The organism is Streptomyces sp. E11-3 (assembly GCF_046540415.1).
In the GTDB taxonomy this organism is placed as follows: Bacteria; Actinomycetota; Actinomycetes; order Streptomycetales; family Streptomycetaceae; genus Streptomyces.
Window position 1 is genome coordinate 731,012 of sequence record NZ_JAZGRL010000003.1, and the last position, 19,264, is coordinate 750,275.

Genomic DNA, 19,264 nt, shown 5'->3' on the forward strand with positions numbered 1-19,264 from the left:
CGAGCCCTGACGTTTTCCTCGCGGGCTCAGGAGGTGCCCGCGTCCTCTTCCTCGCCCAGCTCCCCTGAGGTCAGGGCGACGGTGCGGATGAAGGAGTCTTCCTCAGCCCAGATGCTCGTGATGGACAATGCGGCGCATAGATCGAGCATGTCCTGACGGGGCCGGCTTGGGAGGAGTATGCCCAGTGTGGGGTGTGGGGCTATGTATCGCTGGTAGTCGAATAGTTGCCCTATTCCTGTGCGGATGGCATCGCGGGTAACAGTCCCTTTGGCCTCGACGAGGAAGTTGCGCTCAGGTATGTAGAGGTCCGTATGGAGCGTGGTGCGTTCGTTGGCGAGGGCGATCTTCTTTCTCGTTACCTTTAGCCCGCGCCGCTGAAGGTGGGCGCGATAGCGCTGAACAAGCAGTGACTCTCGACGCTCTGCTTCTCGTGGCGGCTGCGCGCCAACAGTTGAGCGCTCGGTCTTGCGCTGCTCGATGTCTACGTCCTCGATCGTGGTTTCTGTACGATGAGGCCGGGTCGGTGGCGCGTGTGTAGAGGAGAGCGAGACTGGTCTGAGGCGGAAGGTGATGACGCTACGCATCTCGCCATCCCTGTCCGGGCGGTCCATTCGATACCAGGGGTTTTCCTCGGCGAGGGCGAATTCGCCGAAGTGTTGCACAACGCCTGACGACACGGGGCGGAACACGTGCAGTGGTCGACCATCCTCGCGATGCTTCAGGATGTTGAGGTTGCCACCGGTCATCCTCTGGTCGCCAACAGTCCCCTCACCGGTGTAGTGGTAGTAGCCATCGGCTCCCCAGTCGTCGAAGTAGCCGTAAAGACGGGGAGCTTTATGGCTGCTGAAGAGCATCAGCTCGTGCTGTGCCTTCGTAGCTGGGGTGATTCCCTTCTGCCTGTTCCCGCCGTACTCGTCATGGATTTCACTCCGGCGACATTTGTGGCTGAGCGGTATAGGCAGCATGGAACCTTCCTGGTGCCACATCGGGCGGGCGGTGAGTCTGGAGGGCGGTCTGGGGGCTACTGTGCCTCGGGTTGCCCGTGGCAGTCGACGTATGACTGGCCCGACCCGCACCAGCACTCCCCCTCCGGCGGCCAGGCCACCGCCCGGCCCCGGGCCGCCAGGGTCGTCGCGTACTGCGGGAGCAGGTCCGGGTCCGACGGGGACGCGGACTCCGAGGCGGCGAAGGCCTCGTAGGAGGGGACCGTGGCGGTGACGATGCCGAGGTTGGGGGTGCCGGATGCGGCCAGTTCGCGGAGGGAGGACTCTATGGTCGCCAGGTGCTCCTCGTGTGAGGGGTACTCGGTGGTGAGGGCCGGGTAGGCGGTGAGGAGTTCCGCCAGTTCGGTTGAGGGCCAGTGCAGGACCGCTACCGGGAAGGGGCGCGAGAGGGCCTCGCGGTAGGTGCCGAGTTCGGCGCGGAGGCGGGCGATCTCGGCGCGGAGTTCGGCGGGGTTCTCGGAGCCCAGGGACCACAGGCGTTTGGGGTCGTGGAGTTCGTCCAGGGAGATGGGGGACGGGTGGACCTCGTCCGCCAGGGCGTCCCAGCCGTCGTGCTCGATGCCCAGCAGGCGGCGTACCCGGTGGCGGCCGTAGAGCAGCGGGTGCGTTTCGCGCGCGGGGCGGTTGGCGGGCGTGGGGGTGGTGATCAGGAGCGTGGCGGCCTCCGTGAACACCTCGTGGGCCGTCTGGAGTTCGTCGTGGGACTCCAGGGACTCGGCGATGATCACCCAAGGGGCGGGGGAGCGGGGCGCCGTCGAGCGCAGGCCGTCGATGATCGCGCGGGCCTCCGCCTCGTGGCCGTACTCCCAGAGGTTCGAGGCCTTCAGGGCGCGGATCAGCGAGGCGTCGCGGGTCGCCTCGGCCGGGCGGGCCAGCAGGTCGTCGTAGAGCGTGCTGGCCCTCTCGCGCTCACCGGCCAGCTCAAAGTGGGCGGCCGCCTGGAGCAGGAGATGCTCGGCGTCCTCGGGGTACTGCGCCGCAGTGCGTAGCAGGCGCTCGGCTTCGGCTGTGTGGTCGGCAGGCGTGTCGGGGCGCATGGGAGACACCGTACTGCGGTGGGTGCGATTGAGTGCAGGATCGTTCCGGACCCGGGGCAGAGCTTGGGGTTGTGGGCCTGGTTACTTGCGGAGGCAGCGTTTATCGTGCCCGCCGGTGGAGGGAGCGGGCGTGCGCGGGCGCGAGCGGGTTCCGGTGGTGGTGGCGCGGGGCGCCGCGCCGCGGCGACGTTCGGTGTGGTGGGCGCGAGGGCTCTGGAGTGGGGCCGAGGCCGCGGTCACGGTGGGTGTGGTGCTGTTGCTCCTTGTGGTCCATCAGGTGTGGTGGACCAACCGGGAGGCTCAGGAAGGGGCCGCGCGGCAGGTCAGGGCTCTGGAGAGGCAGTGGGAGGGGGTGCTGCCCTCCTCGGCCGGTGGGGGTCTCTCTTCGGGGTCTGGTTCCTCGGAGCCCGGTTCCTCGGAGCCCGGTTCCTCAAGGGAGGTGATGTCGTCCCCGGCCCCCGGCGGGGGCGCCTCTTCCTCCGCAGGCGACACACCCGTCCCGCGCGAGAGCCGCTCCGGGGCCCAGGCCGACCCGCCCGCTCCCCGCTGGGACCAGGCCTACGCCGTCCTCGCCATCCCCCGTCTCGGCCTCCGCGTCCCCGTCGCCGAAGGCGTCAGCAAGGCCAACGTCCTGAACAAGGGGTACGCCGGCCACTACCCGGGGACCGCGCAGCCCGGCCGCGCCGGGAACTTCGCCCTCGCCGGGCACCGGAACACCCACGGCGAGCCCTTCCGGTACATCAACCGCCTCAAGCCCGGAGACCGGCTGACGGTCGAGACCAGGGAGGCGGTGTACGCGTACGCCGTCGACCGCACCCTGCCGCAGACTCTGCCTCGCGACGGGAGCGTCATCGCGGACATCCCACGCAGCGAGGTGAAGTCCGGGTACGGGTACCGCGAGCCCGGGTACTACCTCACGCTCACCACCTGCACCCCCGAGTACTCGTCCAAGTACCGGCTGGTGGTGTGGGGGAAGTTGAAGTCCGTAACGCCTCGGTAGCGGTCCCTGTACGGTGGACGCACCTGATGGGGAGCGATGGGGAAAAGGGAGGGGGCGCTCGTGCTGGATCGCTCGAAGGCGCTGCGGCCCATGGTCGCTGCCCTGCTGCTCTTCCTCCTCTCCCAGGTACTCGTAGCCGACGGTGGCCCGCTCTCCGCCGCCGTCGCCCTCGCCGCCACCGCCGCGGCCGGCGCCGCGCTCGTCGCCTGCGCCGTCATCGCCTCGCGCTGTGTGCCCCTGGTGCCCTCGGCGTGGGTACGTACGGCCCTGCGTGACCGTGAGCGGCGTACCGCCTTCCTGTCGCAGCGCGATCCCGATGCCTCCGGGCGCACCCGTCCCCGAGCTCCGGGGCGCCTCGTCCCGACGCCCGCGTAGGGGACTTCACAGCAGGTAGCAGACAGCAGACAGCAGTACGTACTGCTACGCCCAGCTCCCCCCCGCGGTCGTCATGCCGATCCGTTCTCACCCGGCACGACGAGACCCCCGGAGGGCTCCCCCATGTCCGTTTTCCTGAGCGGCTTCGCCGACCTGGTCGCGCGCCTCGCCGACCTGTTGCAGCCCGCTTTCCACACCTCCGCGGCCGCCGCCGCGATCGTCCTGTTCACCCTGGCCGTACGCCTGGCCGTGCACCCGCTGTCCCGCTCCGCCGCCCGTGGCCAGCGCGCCCGCGCCCAGCTCGCGCCGCAGCTCGCCGCGCTCCGCGAGAAGCACGCCAAGAACCCCGAGCGGCTGCGGAAGGCGGTCATGGAGCTGCATGCCAGGGAGAAGGTGTCGCCGCTCGCCGGGTGTCTGCCGAGTCTGCTGCAGCTGCCGGCGTTCCTGCTGATGTACCAGCTGTTCTCCCGTACGGAGCTGGGCGGCGAGCCGAACGCCCTGCTCGGGCACTCCCTCCTCGCCGCCCCGCTCGGCGGCCGCTGGCCCGACGCGCTCGCGGACGGCGGAGCGCTGGGCGGTCCCGGTGTCGTGTACCTGGTGCTGTTCGCGCTGGTCGCGGCCGTGGCGACGTTCACATACCGGCGGACGAAGACGCAGCTCGCGGCCACAGAGGCCATGCCCGCCGCGCCCACCGCGCCCGGCGCGCCGGGAATGCCCGCCGCGATGGCCAAGGCGCTGCCCCTGATGTCCTTCCTGACGCTGGTCACCGTCGCGGTCGTGCCGCTCGCGGCCGCGCTGTACGTGGTGACCAGCACCACCTGGAGCGCCGTCGAGCGAGCCATCCTCTACCGGGACATTCCGGGTGGGGGCGTGGCGGTCGCTCCGCGCGGCTGAGGGTCCGCTATCTGAACGGGGTCTTGCGGAGTGGACAGCCAACCTGGAGGATCTGCCAAACCACCCTCCGATGGCCGCACCCCATCGGCCCCAGTGGTGAGCAGGGGAGTGTGAACAATGAAGTTGCTGCGAGTCGGAGTGGTGGGGGCTGAGCGCCCGGCGCTGCTCGACCAGGACGGTGTCCTGCGTGACCTGTCGGCGCTGGTTCCCGAGATCGACGGGGAGCTGCTGTCCGACGCGTCGGCGCTGGCCCGGATCCGGGAGGCCGCCGCCGCGGGCACGCTGCCCGCGCTCGACGCCGAAGGGCTGCGGATCGGCCCGCCGCTCGGCCGGATCGGCAAGGTGGTGTGCATCGGGCTGAACTACCACGACCACGCGGCCGAGACCGGCGCGGCCACCCCGGCCGAGCCGATCGTCTTCTTCAAGGCCCCGGACACGGTCGTCGGCCCGAACGACACCGTGCTCGTACCCCGTAGGTCCGTGAAGACCGACTGGGAGGTCGAGCTCGCCGTCGTCATCGGGCGCACCGCCCGCTACCTGGAATCGGCCGAAGAGGCGCTCGCGCATGTCGCCGGGTACGCGGTGGCCAACGACGTGTCCGAGCGGGAGTGGCAGATCGAGCGCGGCGGCACCTGGGACAAGGGGAAGAACTGCGAGACGTTCAACCCGCTGGGCCCGTGGCTGGTGACCGCCGACGAGATACCCGACCCGCAGGCGCTTCCGCTGAAGCTCTGGGTCAACGGCGAGCTGAAGCAGGACGGGAACACCGGCGACCAGATCTTCCCGGTCGCGGAAGTCGTCCGCTATGTCAGTCAGTTCATGACGCTGTACCCGGGCGATGTCATCAACACCGGTACGCCCGCGGGCGTGGCCCAGGGACAGCCCGAGCCGAAGCCGTTCCTGCGGGACGGTGACGTGGTGGAGCTGGAGATCGAGGGTCTTGGACGCCAGCGCCAGGAGCTCAAGCAGGCGTGATGGTGTCGGGGTGGCGCCCCCGTCCTGAGTGGTGGGGGCGCCGTCCCGCCCTGAGTGGTCAGGGCGCCGCCCCGCGCTGAGTGGTCGGGGTGCCGCCCCCCGGCCCTGCGTGGTCGGGGCGGTGCCCCCGCTCAGGTGGGGCGAGGAAATCGCCCCCGCCCCGACACCTCACCCCGCTCAGAGCCTGACCGTCACCCCCGCGCCCGCCGACTCCCGCGCCGCCTCCAGGACCTCCAGCGTCGCCGACGCCTCCGCCGCCGTGACCGGGTTCGGCGCCCCGTCGCGCAGGGCCGCCGCGACCGCCGNTCCGGCTCCAGGCCCCAGCCCTCGCCCGGCCGCCCGCCCTCGCGCAGCTCCGCCTCCTGCGGGTCGAGCCCGTACTTGACGTACCCCGCCCGCGAACCCAGCACCCGGAAACGCGGCCCGAGCTGCGCCGTCGTAGCGGAGACATACAGATGCGAGCGGACGCCCGAGGTGTGTGTGATCGCGATGAAGGTGTCGTCGTCGGCCTCGGCGCCCGGGCGACGTACGTCCGCCTCGGCGTAGACGGACGCGGCCGGGCCGAAGAGCACCAGCGCCTGGTCGACCACATGGCTGCCCAGGTCGAACAGCAGTCCGCCGATCTCCTCCGGGTCGCCCGACTCGCGCCAGCCGCCCTTGGGCTGCGGCCGCCACCGCTCGAACCGCGACTCGAAGCGCTGTACGTCGCCGAGCTCACCGTCGGCGAGCAGCTTGCGCAGGGTGCGGAAGTCGTTGTCCCAGCGCCGGTTCTGGAAGACGGACAGCAGCAGCCCGCGCTCCTCCGCGAGTGCCCCGAGCTGCCGCGCCTCGGCCGCCGTACCGGCCAGCGGCTTGTCCACCACGACCGCGAGTCCCGCCTTGAGCGCGGCCTGGGCCAGCGGCACATGGGTCTTGTTCGGGGAGGCGATGACCACCAGGTCGAGCGCGTCGGCCCGGTCCCACAGCTCGTCGGGCGAGGCGACGCAGCGCAGTGCGTCGCTGTGCTCGGCCCGCGCCTGGGCCTGCCGCTCCGGGTTCGACGTGACGACGGTGTCGAGCTCCAGCCCCTCGGTCGCGGCGATCAGCGGCGCGTGGAAGACGGAGCCCGCCAGGCCGTAGCCGATCAGGCCGACACGGAGCGGGGACGGGGCGGGGGAAACAGCACTCATGCGGTCCACCAAGTTTTCGGGTAGGGCGCCCGGCCCTTCCGGCACGGAGCCGGAGGCGGGGCTGAGGGATGCGGCACTCATACGGTCCACCAGGCTTTGACGGCGCCTGTCCTTAGGGCCGGGGTGAACGCCCACTCCCGCGCAGCGGGGCAGGAGAATTCGAATCGTCGGCAGGGCGATTCGGTGTCCCGCCCGGCTCGACGGCGCGGCGTACGAGCGACACAAGCCACGAGTTCAGGGAGCGGTCGTCAGCCTCGGCGGCGGCCCTGGCCTGCTCATGCAGATCGTCGGGGAGTCTCAGGTTCACATGCTTCATGGGACCATTGTTGAGCTAAAATGGTCCCATGTCACGTTTCCGTGTGTATCCGACGAGCGAGCAGGCGGGCATCATGCTCGAACACTGCGCGCACGCCCGGTACGTGTGGAACCTGGCGGTGGAGCAGCATGCGCACTGGCAGCAGGGCCGGAGATCCGCGCCCGGGTTCGCCGAGCAGTGCCGTCAGCTCACCGAGGCCCGGCGCGAGAACGAGTGGCTCGGCTCAGGGAATGCCGATGTACAGCAGCAGGCGCTGAAGGACTTCGCCAAGGCCAAGAACGCCTGCTTCACCTCTGGGTTCGGTGAGCCGACCTGGCGGAAGAAGTACCGGCACGAGGGCTTCCGGGTCATCGGCACAGACCGCGTGCCGGAGTTCAACCAGGACGGCACGGCGAAGCTCAACACGAAGACTGGCAAGCAGGTCATGGGCCGGTCTGTGGTGGTGCACAAGCTCAACCGCCGATGGGCGCAGGTCAAGATCCCTGGTTGCGGCTGGGTCCGTTTCCGCCTCACCCGCGCCGGGCTGCCGAACGCGAAGACGTTCCGCGTCACCTTCAAGAACGGCCAGTGGCACATCGCGTTCGCGGCTATCCCCGAACCGATTGGCGCGCCGGGCACGGGCGAGGTCGTCGGCATTGACCGGGGTGTGAAGATCACCGCGGCGCTGTCGGACGGCCGGAAGCTGAACTGCCCGCAGCTCACCACTCGTGAGCGGGCTCAGATCCGCAAGCACGAGCGCCGGGCTGCCCGTGCGCCCAGGGGCAGTGAGCAGAAGCGGGCCGAGTACGCCAAGGCGGCCAAGCTCAAGGCCTGCGAGGCGAACCGGCGGAAGGACTGGTGCGAGAAGACCAGCACCATGCTCGCCCGGACCTTTGACCTGATCCGGTTCGAGAAGCTGAACATCCAGACCATGACCCGCTCGGCCAAGGGGACGATCGAGCAGCCCGGCAAGCAGGTCAGGCAGAAGGCCGGGCTGAACCGGGCGATCCTCGCCCAAGGGTGGGGCTTGCTCCGTCAGCGCACCGAGCACAAGGCCCCCGGCCGGGTCGAGGATGTCCCGGCCCCGTACACCTCCCAGCGGTGCTCCGCCTGCGGATGGATCGAGAAGAACTCGCGCAAGAGCCAAGCCGAGTTCGTCTGTGTGTCCTGCGGGTTCGCCTGTAACGCTGACGAGAACTCGGCCCACAACGTCGCGGCAGGACAGGGCGGGATTCCCCGCCTCCGGCGCTCAGCCGGTGCCGGAGGGGTGACAGCGGCCACAAGCCGTTCGAGCGCTCGTGAACCTCAACCCACCTGGGTTGGAATCCCCCTCTTTTGAGAGGGGGAGGATGTCAATTAAGCAGGTGCGCAGCTCGGCAGCGGTGGCGGGAGGCCCGTACCAAGCGGCTGGCCCCCACCAAACGGCGTACGGCAGAAATACGTTGATAGTGGTGGATTCCGTGTCCAATCGGCCGAACGAGGTCATGGCGTACGGCAACGGCACACCCACGCGTGGCAGGGTCTCGGGCATCACGAACGGCGCCCGTCCCGCGACCAGCAAAGGCCTTCCCTGTATGCGACTGTGCAGCGCCCTCGTCCTCTGTCTCACCGCCGCCCTCGTCCCCGTAGCACCGGTCGCCGCCGCTGACGGTGGCGGTCTTGTCGGGCAGCCCGCGGCGGAGTGCCTCACCGCACAGGGCGGCGGTTTCCCCGTCACCACCAGCATCGAGAGCGGCCCGGACACGTACCACCCAGGCGAGGCCGCCCGGAACTGGACCGTCGCGCTGACCAACACCACCGACGCCGCCTGCGACAACATCCACCCGATCCTCGTACTCGTCGACGAGGAGCGCACCCTGGGCCCCCGGCAGCCGAAGCTGGAGTTCCGCGAGCGCGATCGCTGGCGGCCGGTGACCTTCGAACACACCGACCGGGACGAGAACATCGGCGTCTTCGACGACGGCTTCCCCGGCTTCACCATCGCGCCCGGCGAGACGGTCGACGTCCCGGTGCGCCTCGCGTTCGCCCCGGCTACCCGGCCCCACCAGGTCGTGGCCCACGCGGCGCTGATCCAGCGGCGCGACGACGACGGCGACTGGGTCGGCCAGTCCGAGGCCTACGAGTTCGCCATCGCCGACCCCGAGGACGACGCCCCGGACGGTGACGACCGCCGCGACTCCCTGTCGGGCGCGGCACACCCGCCAACCGAGCTCGCGGACACGGGCGCGGGCAGCTCGCCGCTCGGGCTCTGGGCCATCGTCGGCGCGTTCCTCGTCGGTGGCGGCGTCCTGGTCGTACGGGCCCGGCGCCTCGCCAGGTGCTGAACCAGCCTGTGGTCACCTGGTGAGAAGTGCGGTGGACAGCGGGGCCCGCCACCGCACTCCCCGGTTAGGGTGACAGCGTCGAAGTTCGGCCACGCAGAGCGGAGAACAGTCCAGTGGGAGAGCGCAAGCCGATCGAATCCTGGCTCACGGACATGGACGGAGTGCTCATCCACGAGGGCGTTCCGATTCCCGGCGCCGACGCCTTCCTCAAGCGGCTGCGCGAGTCCGGCAAGCCCTTCCTCGTACTGACCAACAACTCCATCTACACCGCCCGTGACCTGCACGCGCGGCTGAAGCGGATGGGACTCGACGTGCCCGTCGAGAACATCTGGACCTCCGCGCTGGCCACCGCGAAGTTCCTCGACGACCAGCGCCCCGGCGGCACGGCGTACGTCATCGGCGAGGCGGGGCTGACCACGGCGCTGCACGACATCGGCTATGTGCTGACCGACGCGGAGCCCGACTACGTGGTGTTGGGCGAGACCCGGACCTACAGCTTCGAGGCCATGACCAAGGCGGTCCGGCTGATCAAGAACGGCGCCCGGTTCATCTGCACCAATCCGGACGAGACCGGCCCCAGCCTGGAGGGCCCGCTGCCCGCCACGGGCTCGGTGGCCGCGCTGATCACCAAGGCGAGCGGCAAGGAGCCGTACTTCGCGGGCAAGCCCAATCCGCTGATGATGCGGACCGGGCTGAACGCGATCGGCGCGCACTCGGAGACCAGCGCGATGATCGGCGACCGGATGGACACCGATGTGCTGGCCGGGCTTGAGGCCGGGATGAAGACCTATCTGGTGCTCACCGGGCTGACCACGCCCGAAGAGATCGACAAGTACCCGTTCCGGCCGTCCCGCGTCGTGAACTCGATCGCTGACCTGGTCGAACGCGTCTGATCCAGCACGACCGCCGCGGGCCGTGGGCAGGCCGTCCGTACACCCGGATGGCCTACACGTGGCCCGCAGCGCATGCGGCCCGGCACCGGGCGCAGGAACCTTCGGAGTATCAGGAGGTTCCCACCATGCGCCCAACCGGACGAAACCGCCTTACGCTCGCGCTCTGTGCCGCCGTCGCGGCCGGTGGTGTGGGGCTGATGCCCACAGCGGTGCTGGCCGCCGACGCCGGGAGTGTCAAGGTCTCCCCGGCGAAGGCGACGCCGGGCAGCGAGGTCGAGCTGCAGGCGGCGGGGTGTGACGGGACGACGGGGGTCGCGAAGTCCGAGGCCTTCGTCGCCGAGGCGGATCTGACCGGGCGGGACGGGAAGGGCTTTCCGCTGTCCGGGGAAGCGATGATCCGGTCGACCGTGAGCCCGGGCACGTACGAGGTCACCGTGAACTGCGACGGCAAGGACGGCAAGGTCAAGGGCGAGCTTGAGGTCGTCCAGAGCAAGCCGTCGCCGGACAAGCCGTCGCCCACCGCGCCGATAAGGGCGGGCGGGGGCGGTACCGCCGATGACACGGCCGACACCGTGTCCGCCGCCGAAGGTCAGAGCACCGGCACCGGGTACGCCCTGTTCGGCGCCCTGTTCGGCGGCGCGGCCGCTCTCGTGGTGGCGGGCCTGGTACGGCGTCGACGCCGCCCCCGGTAGCGGACCGATGGCGGACGCGGAGAACGGGCGGGGCTCGGGCCGGCTGCTGGCCGGGGTGGCCTGGGCCGTGCTGCTGGTCGGGCTGTGGCTGTGGGGACGGGAGCTGACCGACGTGCCCGGCGGCTACGCGGCCCCGGCCACCGGGGACGTCGCGGCGGTCGGGCGGCCACTCGACGTGCGGCTCCCGGCCGCGCACAAGCCGCTGCCCGCCGCTCGGCCGCAGCGCCTCGACATCCCCGCGATGGGCGTCCAGGCGCCCGTGGTGCGGCGCGGTCTGGATGCTGACGGGGCGGTGGACCCGCCCCCGTACGACCAGGCCGGTGTCGTCGGCTGGTACGCGGCCGGCACGCAGCCCGGCGCCCAGGGCACCGCGCTGCTGGTCGGCCATGTGGACACCGAGTCCAGGCCCGCCGTCTTCTACGACCTGAGCACGCTGCGCCCCGGCGAGCAGATCCGGGTCGCCCGCGCCGACGGCTCCCTCGCGGAGTTCACCGTCGAGGACGTCCTGGTGCTCCCGAGGGACGGCTTCGACGCCCGTAAGGCCTACGGAGAGCGGAAGGCGGGCCGCGCGGAGCTCCGGCTGATCACCTGCGGCGGCACCTTCGACCGGGCCAAGCGCAGCTACACCGCCAATGTGGTGGTCTCCGCGTATCTCACCGGCGAGAAATAGCGCCCAAAGCAGCGCCGGACGGGAATAGCTTCGGCAAATCCCGCCCTGACCCGGCCGACAGCCCGCTCCCCCCAAAGCCGTCGGCCGGGTCGGTCCTCCACCGCGCGCGCTCGGGCTGCGGGAGGAACCCGGCGCCGGCACGGGAGGTTCAGTGGACTTGTGTGAGTCGACGTTCGCGACCGCGCGCCTCGTCAACCCGGCCGGGGGCTGGGGCCGTTGACCTCACTCTAGAACGGAAGAGCGCCCCGGCCTAGAGGTCAATTAACGCCAAGTCACGGCGCGGTGACCCGATGTGCCGGAGGGGCGCGGTGTAACAGGTCGCGCACGAAGCCGGGCCAGAGATGGGCAACTCTGGGGCAGGTGCGGCGCGTATGCCAGGATTGGGATTCAGACAGTGCACCCGAGGGGGAGTGGATGTACGGCCGTGACAGCCGCCGTAAGCGCAGGTCCGCACGCTGGGGGGTGATGGCGGGAGCAGGTGCCGTGGGGGCGGCGCTGCTGCTGTCCGGATGTTCTTCCTCCGGAGGATCTGGCGAGGGCAAGGACAAGGACCAGGCGAATCCGCCCGTCAAGCAGCAGCCCAAGGGTGAGGACCCGTACTGGGTCAATCCCGAGAGCAAGGCCGCCGGCGCGGTCGCCGACTACGTACGGGACGGCAAGGACAAGGACGCCGACCTGATCAGGAAGATCGCCGAGCAGCCGGTCGGCAACTGGATCCGCACCGACGGCGACGTCAAGGGGGAGACCCGCGAGATCACCGAGGCCGCGCAGAAGGCCGACCGGGACGCGCTGCTCGTGCTCTACAACATCCCGCACCGCGACTGCGGGCAGTACTCCGGCGGTGGCGCCGCCGACGGCAAGGAGTACGCCTCCTGGATCGACCAGATCGCGGGGGGCATCGAGGACCGGCCGGCCACGGTCATCCTGGAACCGGACGCCGTGCTGCACCTGGTGGACGACTGCACGCCGGGCGAGTTCCACAAGGAGCGCTACGAAGCGCTCAAGGGCGCCATCAAGAAGCTCAAGTCGCTGCCGAACACCAAGGTGTACCTGGACGCGGGGAACGCGGGCTGGGGCTCGCCCGACTCGCTGTACGAGCCGCTGACGTGGTCGGGCGTCGAGAACGCCGACGGTTTCTCGGTGAACGTCTCGAACTTCTACTCCACCAAGGACAGCATCGCGTTCGGCAAGAAGCTCTCGGAGAAGATCGGCAACAAGCCGTTCGTCATCGACACCAGCCGCAACGGCAACGGCCCCTACACCGAGGGCGACCCCGGCGAGCGCTGGTGCAACCCGCCGGGCCGTGCGCTCGGCGAGACGCCCACCACCAACACCGGTGACGAGCGGGTGGACGCCTATCTGTGGGTCAAGCGTCCGGGCGAGTCCGACGGCGAGTGCAAGGGCGGCCCGAAGGCGGGCGAGTGGTGGCCCGAGTACGCGCTGGACCTCGTCAAGGCCAGCAAGTAGCGGACCGGCAACCAGCAGCGGTACGTGAGTGAGGGCGCCCCCTGACGCAGGGGGCGCCCTCACTCACGTAGGAACGCCTGGGAAAGCGGCGGAAACCGGGTCGCTAGGGGATCTCCACCCAGACCGCCTCGCTCGGCACACCCTGGTCGTCCACGACGAACAGCATGTACCAGCCGGGCTGCACCAGGTCCTTGTTCTTCGGCACCGTGACCTCGACGCCGTCAGCGGTCTTCTTCAGGTCCAGCTCGATGGACCGCTGGTCGACGTCGGTGACATGCGTCGTGGCGCTCGGCTTGATCAGGCGGGCCTTCCTGATGGACGCGGCGTGCTGCGACTTGAAGGTGGCCGTGCCGCCCCGCTTGATGGACTCCGGGCCGCCGCTGAGCGTCGGCTTGGAGCCCTGGTAGTTGTACGGCGGGGTGTAGATCTCGATGCGCTGCTCGAACTTGCCGGGCTTGGTGTTGGCCTTGTCCGCGAAGAGCGAGTCCGAGCCGAAGACCACGACGCGGCCGTCCGGAAGCAGCAGCGAGCCCGAGTGGTAGTTGCGGCCCACCAGCGGGTCGGCGACCTGGCCGAAGGTGTTGCTGCCCGGGTCGTAGATCCGCGCCTCATGGATGTTCGAGTCGCCGCGGCCGCGGTAGTCCTGGGAGCCGCCGGTGACCAGCACGCTGTCGTTGGGCAGTACGGAGGACTGCGGGTAGCGGGTGCCCTTGCCGAGCTCGGGACCGTCCTCGAACTTCGGGTTGTCGTCCTTCAGGTCGACGATCCGGGTCTTCTTACTGGACTTCTCCGACTCGCCGACGCCACCGCCGCCGATCACCATGAACCGCTCGTCCTGGGCGGGCGGCAGCATGACCGTGCCCGCGGTCTCCATCAGCTTCGGGTCGCTCAGGCCGGGGATCTTCTCGAACTTGTTGCTCTTGAAGTCCCACAGGCCGGGCTCGCGGCCGACGTCCGCGGGGCCGTATCCGGCGTTGGCGCCCGAGTAGAACAGCTTGCCGCTGGGCAGTTGGAAGACTGCGGGATACGTCGGGAACTGCCGCTTCTGCTTGACGTACTCCCACTTCTTGGTCTTCGGGTCGTACGCCTCGTTGCGGTCGCCGGGGACGATCTGGCCGATGTCGTCCAGGCCGGACAGGGCGAGGATCCTGCCGTCCGAGAGGGTGGTCAGGGTCGGGTACCAGCGCGACTCGTTCATCGGGTCGACCTTGATGTACTTCTCGGCGACCGGGTCGAACTCGTAGGCGTCGTCGATGCCCTGGAAGTCCTTCTTGTCCAGGGCGAGCTTCTGGGCGATGCCGTAGGTGTTCTTGGCGTCCGCGCCCTTGAGGCTGTCGACCTTGTAGTTGTCCTCGGTGCCCGTCTCGTACTTCTTGCCGCTCTTCGCGGCCTCGACGTAGACGCGCTTGACGCCCGGCTTGTTGCCCAGGAACTTGCCGGTCTCCTTGTCGAACTGCTTCTTCGCGCGCTCGATGACGATCGAGTCCTGGGAGACGAACGTCTTGCCGTTCTCCTTGCCCGTGAACTTCGTCCCGGCCGGCAGGGTGATCGGCTTGTCCGGGTTCTCGTTGTGGACGATCATCAGGCCGCCGGCCTTGGTGACATCGCCCTCAAGCGTCTCGTACCGCTTGGTGCCGCCCGCGACCAGGAGCTTGCCGTCGGGCAGCTGGGTGTGGCCCGTGCAGAAGAGGTCGTTCGGCGTGTCGATCTTCTTGAAGGTGTTCTTGACCGGGTCCCAGAGCACCGTGTCGAACTTCTTCGCGTCGAAGTTCTTCGCGTTGTTGCCGGAGCCCGCGACCAGCAGCACCTTCCCCGTGTGCAGCAGGGCCGAGTGGATCGTGTTCAGCCGGTACTGGTCCGGGATGTCGACGATGTCCCACTTGCCGTTGTCGGCCTTGTACTCCGGCCTGTTGATCTTGTAGTCGTGGTACTGGTCGGAGCCGAAGCGCCACAGGGCGGGCCCGTTCATCCCGGCCAGCGCGAGCACCACCGCCGCGCCTATCGCTATGCGGCGTGCACGGCGGCGGCTGGAACCGTCTTTCATTTCTTACGTCCCCCAAGGGAAATCTGCATGGTCTGGTCGTTCGCTGCCCAGCTGGGCTTGTGCTCCGGGGCGTGCGCGCCTGGTCCGGGCGCCGGGTCCTGCGGCGGCACCGCGGCCGGGGGATACGGGGCCGGCTCGGCCGGAGCCGGTCCCGCGCCCGGCGGCTGGGCCTGGCGCTTCTTCTTGTCCTGGCGCATGCCCCAGCGCCAGATGAAGATCGGCGCGGCCGTGATCAGCAGGGCGAGCGACGCCCAGGTGATCATCGCGGGGTGGTCGTTGCCGAAGAAGAAGGACACGACGGCGGAGCCCGCGAAGACCACGATGAAGAAGAGGTGGATCCGGAACGTGCCGAAGAGGGTGTCCGGGCTGGCCGAGTCGCCCTTCGGGGTGACCACGAAGCCGCTCTTGAGGCGCAGTACGGCGTCCATCAGGGAGCGTGCGTAGACCGGCGCGGACAGCGCGGACATCATCATGCCGGCCACGCCGCCGGAGCCCTCGGGCTCGTGCGGGGAGACGTTGTGGCGGCGGTTCCAGATGTAGAGGCCGATCTGGAGCGCCGAGGCGTTGCCGTACAGCATCAGCCAGATCGTCGGGTCGATGCTCACACCCGATGCGCCCAGGCCCAGGAACAGCACACAGCTGAGCGCCGCGAGGATCCAGTTCAGGGCCGACATCGGGTAGAAGATGATCATCATCGTGTAGTTGAACAGCTTGCCGGGCGGCAGCGAGTACCAGCCCTTCCAGTACTGCTTGAGGATCGTCTCGTACGTGCCTCGGGACCAGCGCAGCTGCTGGGTGAAGAAGTCCGTCCAGGCGTTCGGGCCCTCGCCGACCGCGAGTACGTCGGGCGTGTAGACCGAGCGCCACTTCCTGCCCGTCACGGGGTTCTTGGCGCGGTGGATCTCGAAGCCCGTGGCCATGTCCTCGGTGATCGAGTCGTACAGGCCGCCGATCTGCTTGAGCGCCTTGATGCGGACGGCGTTGGAGGTGCCGACGAACATCGGGGAGCCGTAGCGGTTGCCGGCCCGCTGGATCAGGGCGTGGAAGAGGAACTGCTGGGACTCGGCGGCCTTGGTGATGAAGTTGTCGTAGTTGCCGTAGACCTGCGGGCCGATGACGAAGCCGACGTCCGGGTCGCGGAAGAAGCCGAGCATCCGCTCCAGGTAGTTGGGCAGGGGTATGTGGTCGGTGTCGACGGAGGCGAAGTACTCGTAGTCGTCACCGTGCGCGTCCAGCCAGGCGTTGTAGTTGCCGTGCTTGGTCTTGGCGCGGTGCGGGCCCTTGGCCTGGTTCCACTTCGCCACGCCCTTACGGGAGAAGTGGTGCACGCCGAGCCGGGCACAGACCTCCTTGACCGCGGGGTCGTCGCCCTCGTCCAGGAGCCAGACATGCATCAGGCCGCGGTGGCGGATCTTGACCGCGGCCTCCAGGGTCTTCGTCACCATCTCCAGCGGCTCCTTGCCGGGCACGAAGGAGGTGAGGAAGGCGACTCTGGTGCCGGTCTCGGGCACCACCGGGATCGGGTCGCGGGCGACCAGCGTGGCGTGCGCGTTGGAGACCACGTTCATACAGCGGAAGAGCTCGATCAGGCCGATCGATACGAGCATCACGATGTCGAGCGCGGGCAGGAAGTCGTACGCCGGGTTCTCGCGCTCGGTCCAGTGGCTGGGCTGCAGCAGCCAGGCCAGCAGGACCAGGGAGACCAGCGGAGCCGCGCAGAGCATCAGGGCGGCGCGGATGCGGTGCGGCTCCTGAGAGAGCAGCGAGCGGTACTGGACCTGGTACGGCTTGTCACGGTCGGGCTGCGTGAGGGGCCCCGCCAGTCGGCTGTAGTGCTCGTAGTCGTACCGGGGCAGCGTCTTCTTGATGCGCCGGAAACCGCCCGTCCGGTTCTGTGGCACCCGCAGCTGGGTCGTCTCCGACGGGTCGTTGTGCCGGGCGCCAGGCGGCGTCGACGTCATGAGTCATCTCCCCCACACGCGATCGCTCGCGTGTCCGTTGGTCCTTCCGCCCGTTACGGTCCCCCTCGACTTTCACAGGCGCATCAGTGGCAGGTCTCAGTCCCTAAGACATGGAACGGCGACCTTCCGGTTGCATGATGCCCGCCTCGGCATCCGTTCGTGAAACGGGGTCCCCACCCTTTAACCAACTTGCAACCGACCCAGGGTTCTACGACCTACATCATGATCGCAAGGGTGAGCGGACGGGAGCAACGGATAAGGCCCCCCGCTCGGCGGAGGGCCTTTCCTGTCTGTGCGCCGCCAGGGACTCGAACCCCGGACCCGCTGATTAAGAGTCAGCTGCGTCTGTGCGCCGCCAGGGACTCGAACCCCGGACCCGCTGATTAAGAGTCAGCTGCTCTAACCAACTGAGCTAGCGGCGCCTGCTGACCCCGCTGATTAAGAGTCAGCTGCTCTAACCAACTGAGCTAGCGGCGCCTGCTGACCCCGCTGATTAAGAGTCAGCTGCTCTAACCAACTGAGCTAGCGGCGCCTGCTGACCTGGAGAACTCTACCGGATGCCGGGGTGTGCTCGGGACCAGGGCGGTCGCGGCCTGAGGCGTACCGGTCCGACACGTACAGCATTCGGACCGTCAACATGCGATACCGGTGGACAGTTGAGAAACTAACGACCGTGCAGATCCGCGGAGAGTTCTTCCTGGGGTGTGAGGAGAATCGCATGGCGGCAGGTCTTCCGGTGTTCGAGGAATTCGATCCCGCGGGCGGATGCGCCTGTGCCGGATGTGTCTGGCTGCGGCGTACGGCGAGAATTCCACAGCGGTACGGCGGCCATCCCGCGGCCCATGGCGCGCGCCGTGCGCTGGTCCTGGCCGCGATGGCGGGAACCGTGCTCTCCACGGGGCACACGGTGCCGGCCGGGGCGCTGGCCGAGCACGGTCAGGGGAGGTCGGGGCGGGCGGCGGCGGACGATCCCGACACCCATCCGCAGGGCGGCCAGAGCGCGCTGCACGGCACCACGGGCAAGCCCGCGGGGGCCGCCGCGGCGCGCACGATCACCCGGGCGGAGATCATCAACCGGGCCAAGCTGTGGGTCGCGGCGAAGGTGCCGTACAGCCTGGAGAAGTACTGGAAGGACGGCTACCGGCAGGACTGCTCGGGCTTTGTCTCGATGGCCTGGAATCTCGGCCGCAACGAATGGACCGGAACGCTGGAGAAGCACGCCGTGCCCATTGGGCGTGACGAGCTGCAGCCCGGCGACATTCTGCTCTTCCACAATCGGGCCGACCCGGTGAAGGGCTCGCATGTGACGATTTTCGGCGGCTGGACGGATTACACGCGAGGCCACTACATCGCCTATGAACAGGCGCGGCCGCACGCACGCAGACAGGCCACTCCCTATGCCTACTGGAGCCATGCGCAGAGCTATCGCGCGTACCGCTACAAGGCCCTGGCGGCACCCGCGCCCGGCCCTCAGGGGGACCGCTTCCCGGGCGCGGCGGCCTTCGGGCCCGGCGCGCGCGGCGCGGCCGTGACCCGGCTCGGGCAGCTGCTGGTCGCGCGCGGCGGTGGCCGGTTCTACCGATCGGGCCCCGGGCCGGTGTGGACCGAGGTGGACCGGGCGGCCACCCGGGCGTTCCAGCGGGCCCAGGGCTGGACGGGGCGCGACGCCGACGGCCTGCCGGGCCCGACGACCTGGAGCCTCCTGGTCAACGGCAAGGGGCGGGACATCCCCGCGGGCCCTTCGACGAGTGCCCCGGCCTTCCCCGGCCGGGCGGTGTTCCGCCCCGGACAGTCGAACGCGCACGTCACGCGGCTCGGCAGGCAACTGGTCAAGAAGGGTTTCGGCAAGCACTACCGGCAGGGCCCGGGCCCGCGCTGGGGCGAGGCCGACCGACGCAACGTGGAGGCTTTCCAGCGCGCCCAGGGCTGGCGCGGCGGCGCGGCGGACGGCTATCCGGGTCCGGAGACCTGGCGGCGGCTCTTCTCGTGACGCCACCGCCGCGCCCCGCTCGGCGGCGCGGACGACTCCGTACGGCCGCGACGACTCCGTACGGCACGGCCTGGGCGGACTCCATACGGCACGGACTGGATGAACCCGTACGACCCGGACGATCCCGTACGACCTGGATGGCATGGACAGCATGGCGGAGGCATCGATGAGCACCACGACCGAACAGCCCCAGGACCCTGAGGGGGTTCAGCGGGCCGAGGGGGCCGAGGAGGCCCCTTCGCGTACCCCCCGTCTCATCCAGAACGAGGTGACCACCGAGATTCCGGTTCATCTGCTCTTCCGGGACGACACCGGGCCCGTGCAGCTGCCCCTGTCGCCGACCGTCGTCGGGCGCAGGCGCGGCACCGGGGAGCAGCCGAAGGTCGTGCGGCCGCCGCGGCCGGGGCCGGGGCGGCCCGCGCTCCCGACGGACGGCGCGATCGTCGAGCGGGCCGGGGCCGCGGTGCCGGGGGC

Annotated in this window: 16 protein-coding genes, 1 tRNA gene and 2 pseudogenes; 12 read left to right on the plus strand and 7 right to left on the minus strand. The window is 69.5% G+C overall.

Annotated elements, in window-relative coordinates; translation table 11 throughout:
- Positions 1–26: 26 nt before the first annotated feature.
- The gene (locus U9R90_RS32855) at positions 27–854 is read right to left on the minus strand and encodes a restriction endonuclease (RefSeq protein ID WP_411060743.1); all 828 of its coding nucleotides are present in this window, start codon (positions 852–854) and stop codon (positions 27–29) included.
- Between the two features lie 167 nt (positions 855–1,021).
- Positions 1,022–2,041 carry an SEC-C metal-binding domain-containing protein gene (locus tag U9R90_RS32860; protein ID WP_411060745.1) on the minus strand — a complete coding sequence of 340 codons (1,020 nt, stop codon included), beginning with the start codon at positions 2,039–2,041 and terminating at the stop codon, positions 1,022–1,024.
- Positions 2,042–2,201: 160 nt separating this feature from the next.
- Here U9R90_RS32860 and U9R90_RS32865 point away from each other — a divergent pair, with 160 nt between their 5' ends.
- From U9R90_RS32865 to U9R90_RS32880, 4 genes are all read left to right on the plus strand, one after another.
- Complete coding sequence (locus U9R90_RS32865; RefSeq protein ID WP_411061018.1) at positions 2,202–3,041, plus strand: class E sortase; 840 nt, start codon at positions 2,202–2,204, stop codon at positions 3,039–3,041.
- A 36-nt stretch (positions 3,042–3,077) separates the two neighbouring features.
- Positions 3,078–3,416, plus strand: a complete 339-nt coding sequence (locus U9R90_RS32870; protein WP_411060746.1) for a DUF6412 domain-containing protein — start codon at positions 3,078–3,080, stop codon at positions 3,414–3,416.
- Between the two features lie 123 nt (positions 3,417–3,539).
- Positions 3,540–4,310 (plus strand): YidC/Oxa1 family membrane protein insertase, encoded by a 771-nt coding sequence (locus U9R90_RS32875; RefSeq protein ID WP_411060747.1) that lies wholly within the window; start codon positions 3,540–3,542, stop codon positions 4,308–4,310.
- 117 nt (positions 4,311–4,427) lie between these two features.
- Positions 4,428–5,285, plus strand: a complete 858-nt coding sequence (locus U9R90_RS32880) for a fumarylacetoacetate hydrolase family protein (protein WP_411060749.1) — start codon at positions 4,428–4,430, stop codon at positions 5,283–5,285.
- Positions 5,286–5,462: 177 nt separating this feature from the next.
- Here the strand turns inward: U9R90_RS32880 and U9R90_RS32885 are convergent.
- Positions 5,463–6,454, minus strand: a pseudogene (locus U9R90_RS32885) (Gfo/Idh/MocA family oxidoreductase).
- A gap of 112 nt (positions 6,455–6,566) precedes the next feature.
- A complete protein-coding gene (locus U9R90_RS32890) occupies positions 6,567–6,770 on the minus strand; it encodes a YlcI/YnfO family protein (RefSeq protein WP_411060750.1) in 204 nt (67 codons plus the stop codon).
- A 28-nt stretch (positions 6,771–6,798) separates the two neighbouring features.
- Here U9R90_RS32890 and U9R90_RS32895 point away from each other — a divergent pair, with 28 nt between their 5' ends.
- The 6 genes from U9R90_RS32895 to U9R90_RS32920 all read left to right on the plus strand — a co-directional run bounded on the left by U9R90_RS32895 (position 6,799) and on the right by U9R90_RS32920 (position 12,795).
- Positions 6,799–8,088: an RNA-guided endonuclease InsQ/TnpB family protein gene (locus U9R90_RS32895; protein WP_411060751.1), complete on the plus strand. Its 1,290-nt coding sequence runs from the start codon at positions 6,799–6,801 to the stop codon at positions 8,086–8,088.
- A 121-nt stretch (positions 8,089–8,209) separates the two neighbouring features.
- Complete coding sequence (locus U9R90_RS32900; RefSeq protein ID WP_411060752.1) at positions 8,210–9,073, plus strand: hypothetical protein; 864 nt, start codon at positions 8,210–8,212, stop codon at positions 9,071–9,073.
- Between the two features lie 113 nt (positions 9,074–9,186).
- Positions 9,187–9,966, plus strand: a complete 780-nt coding sequence (locus U9R90_RS32905; protein WP_411060753.1) for an HAD-IIA family hydrolase — start codon at positions 9,187–9,189, stop codon at positions 9,964–9,966.
- 125 nt (positions 9,967–10,091) lie between these two features.
- Positions 10,092–10,658 (plus strand): hypothetical protein, encoded by a 567-nt coding sequence (locus U9R90_RS32910; RefSeq protein ID WP_411060754.1) that lies wholly within the window; start codon positions 10,092–10,094, stop codon positions 10,656–10,658.
- A gap of 7 nt (positions 10,659–10,665) precedes the next feature.
- Positions 10,666–11,328: a class F sortase gene (locus tag U9R90_RS32915; RefSeq protein WP_411060755.1), complete on the plus strand. Its 663-nt coding sequence runs from the start codon at positions 10,666–10,668 to the stop codon at positions 11,326–11,328.
- 414 nt (positions 11,329–11,742) lie between these two features.
- Positions 11,743–12,795 carry a glycoside hydrolase family 6 protein gene (locus U9R90_RS32920; RefSeq protein WP_411060756.1) on the plus strand — a complete coding sequence of 351 codons (1,053 nt, stop codon included), beginning with the start codon at positions 11,743–11,745 and terminating at the stop codon, positions 12,793–12,795.
- A 103-nt stretch (positions 12,796–12,898) separates the two neighbouring features.
- On the opposite strand, the gene U9R90_RS32925 is transcribed toward U9R90_RS32920, so the two are convergent.
- The 3 genes from U9R90_RS32925 to U9R90_RS32935 all read right to left on the minus strand — a co-directional run bounded on the left by U9R90_RS32925 (position 12,899) and on the right by U9R90_RS32935 (position 17,222).
- Positions 12,899–14,839: a galactose oxidase-like domain-containing protein gene (locus U9R90_RS32925; RefSeq protein WP_411060757.1), complete on the minus strand. Its 1,941-nt coding sequence runs from the start codon at positions 14,837–14,839 to the stop codon at positions 12,899–12,901.
- Positions 14,836–16,800 carry a glycosyltransferase family 2 protein gene (locus U9R90_RS32930; protein WP_411060759.1) on the minus strand — a complete coding sequence of 655 codons (1,965 nt, stop codon included), beginning with the start codon at positions 16,798–16,800 and terminating at the stop codon, positions 14,836–14,838. The genes U9R90_RS32925 and U9R90_RS32930 overlap by 4 nt, the downstream gene beginning before the upstream one ends.
- A 348-nt stretch (positions 16,801–17,148) precedes the next feature.
- Positions 17,149–17,222, minus strand: a tRNA-Lys gene (locus U9R90_RS32935).
- A 296-nt stretch (positions 17,223–17,518) separates the two neighbouring features.
- Between U9R90_RS32935 and U9R90_RS32940 the strand changes: the two genes are divergently transcribed.
- Together U9R90_RS32940 and U9R90_RS32945 are read left to right on the plus strand one after the other, a co-directional pair.
- Entirely contained in the window at positions 17,519–18,790 is a 1,272-nt protein-coding gene (locus U9R90_RS32940) for a peptidoglycan-binding protein (protein ID WP_411060761.1), read from the plus strand.
- Positions 18,791–18,956: 166 nt separating this feature from the next.
- Positions 18,957–19,264, plus strand: a pseudogene (locus tag U9R90_RS32945) (SPFH domain-containing protein); the annotation flags it as partial.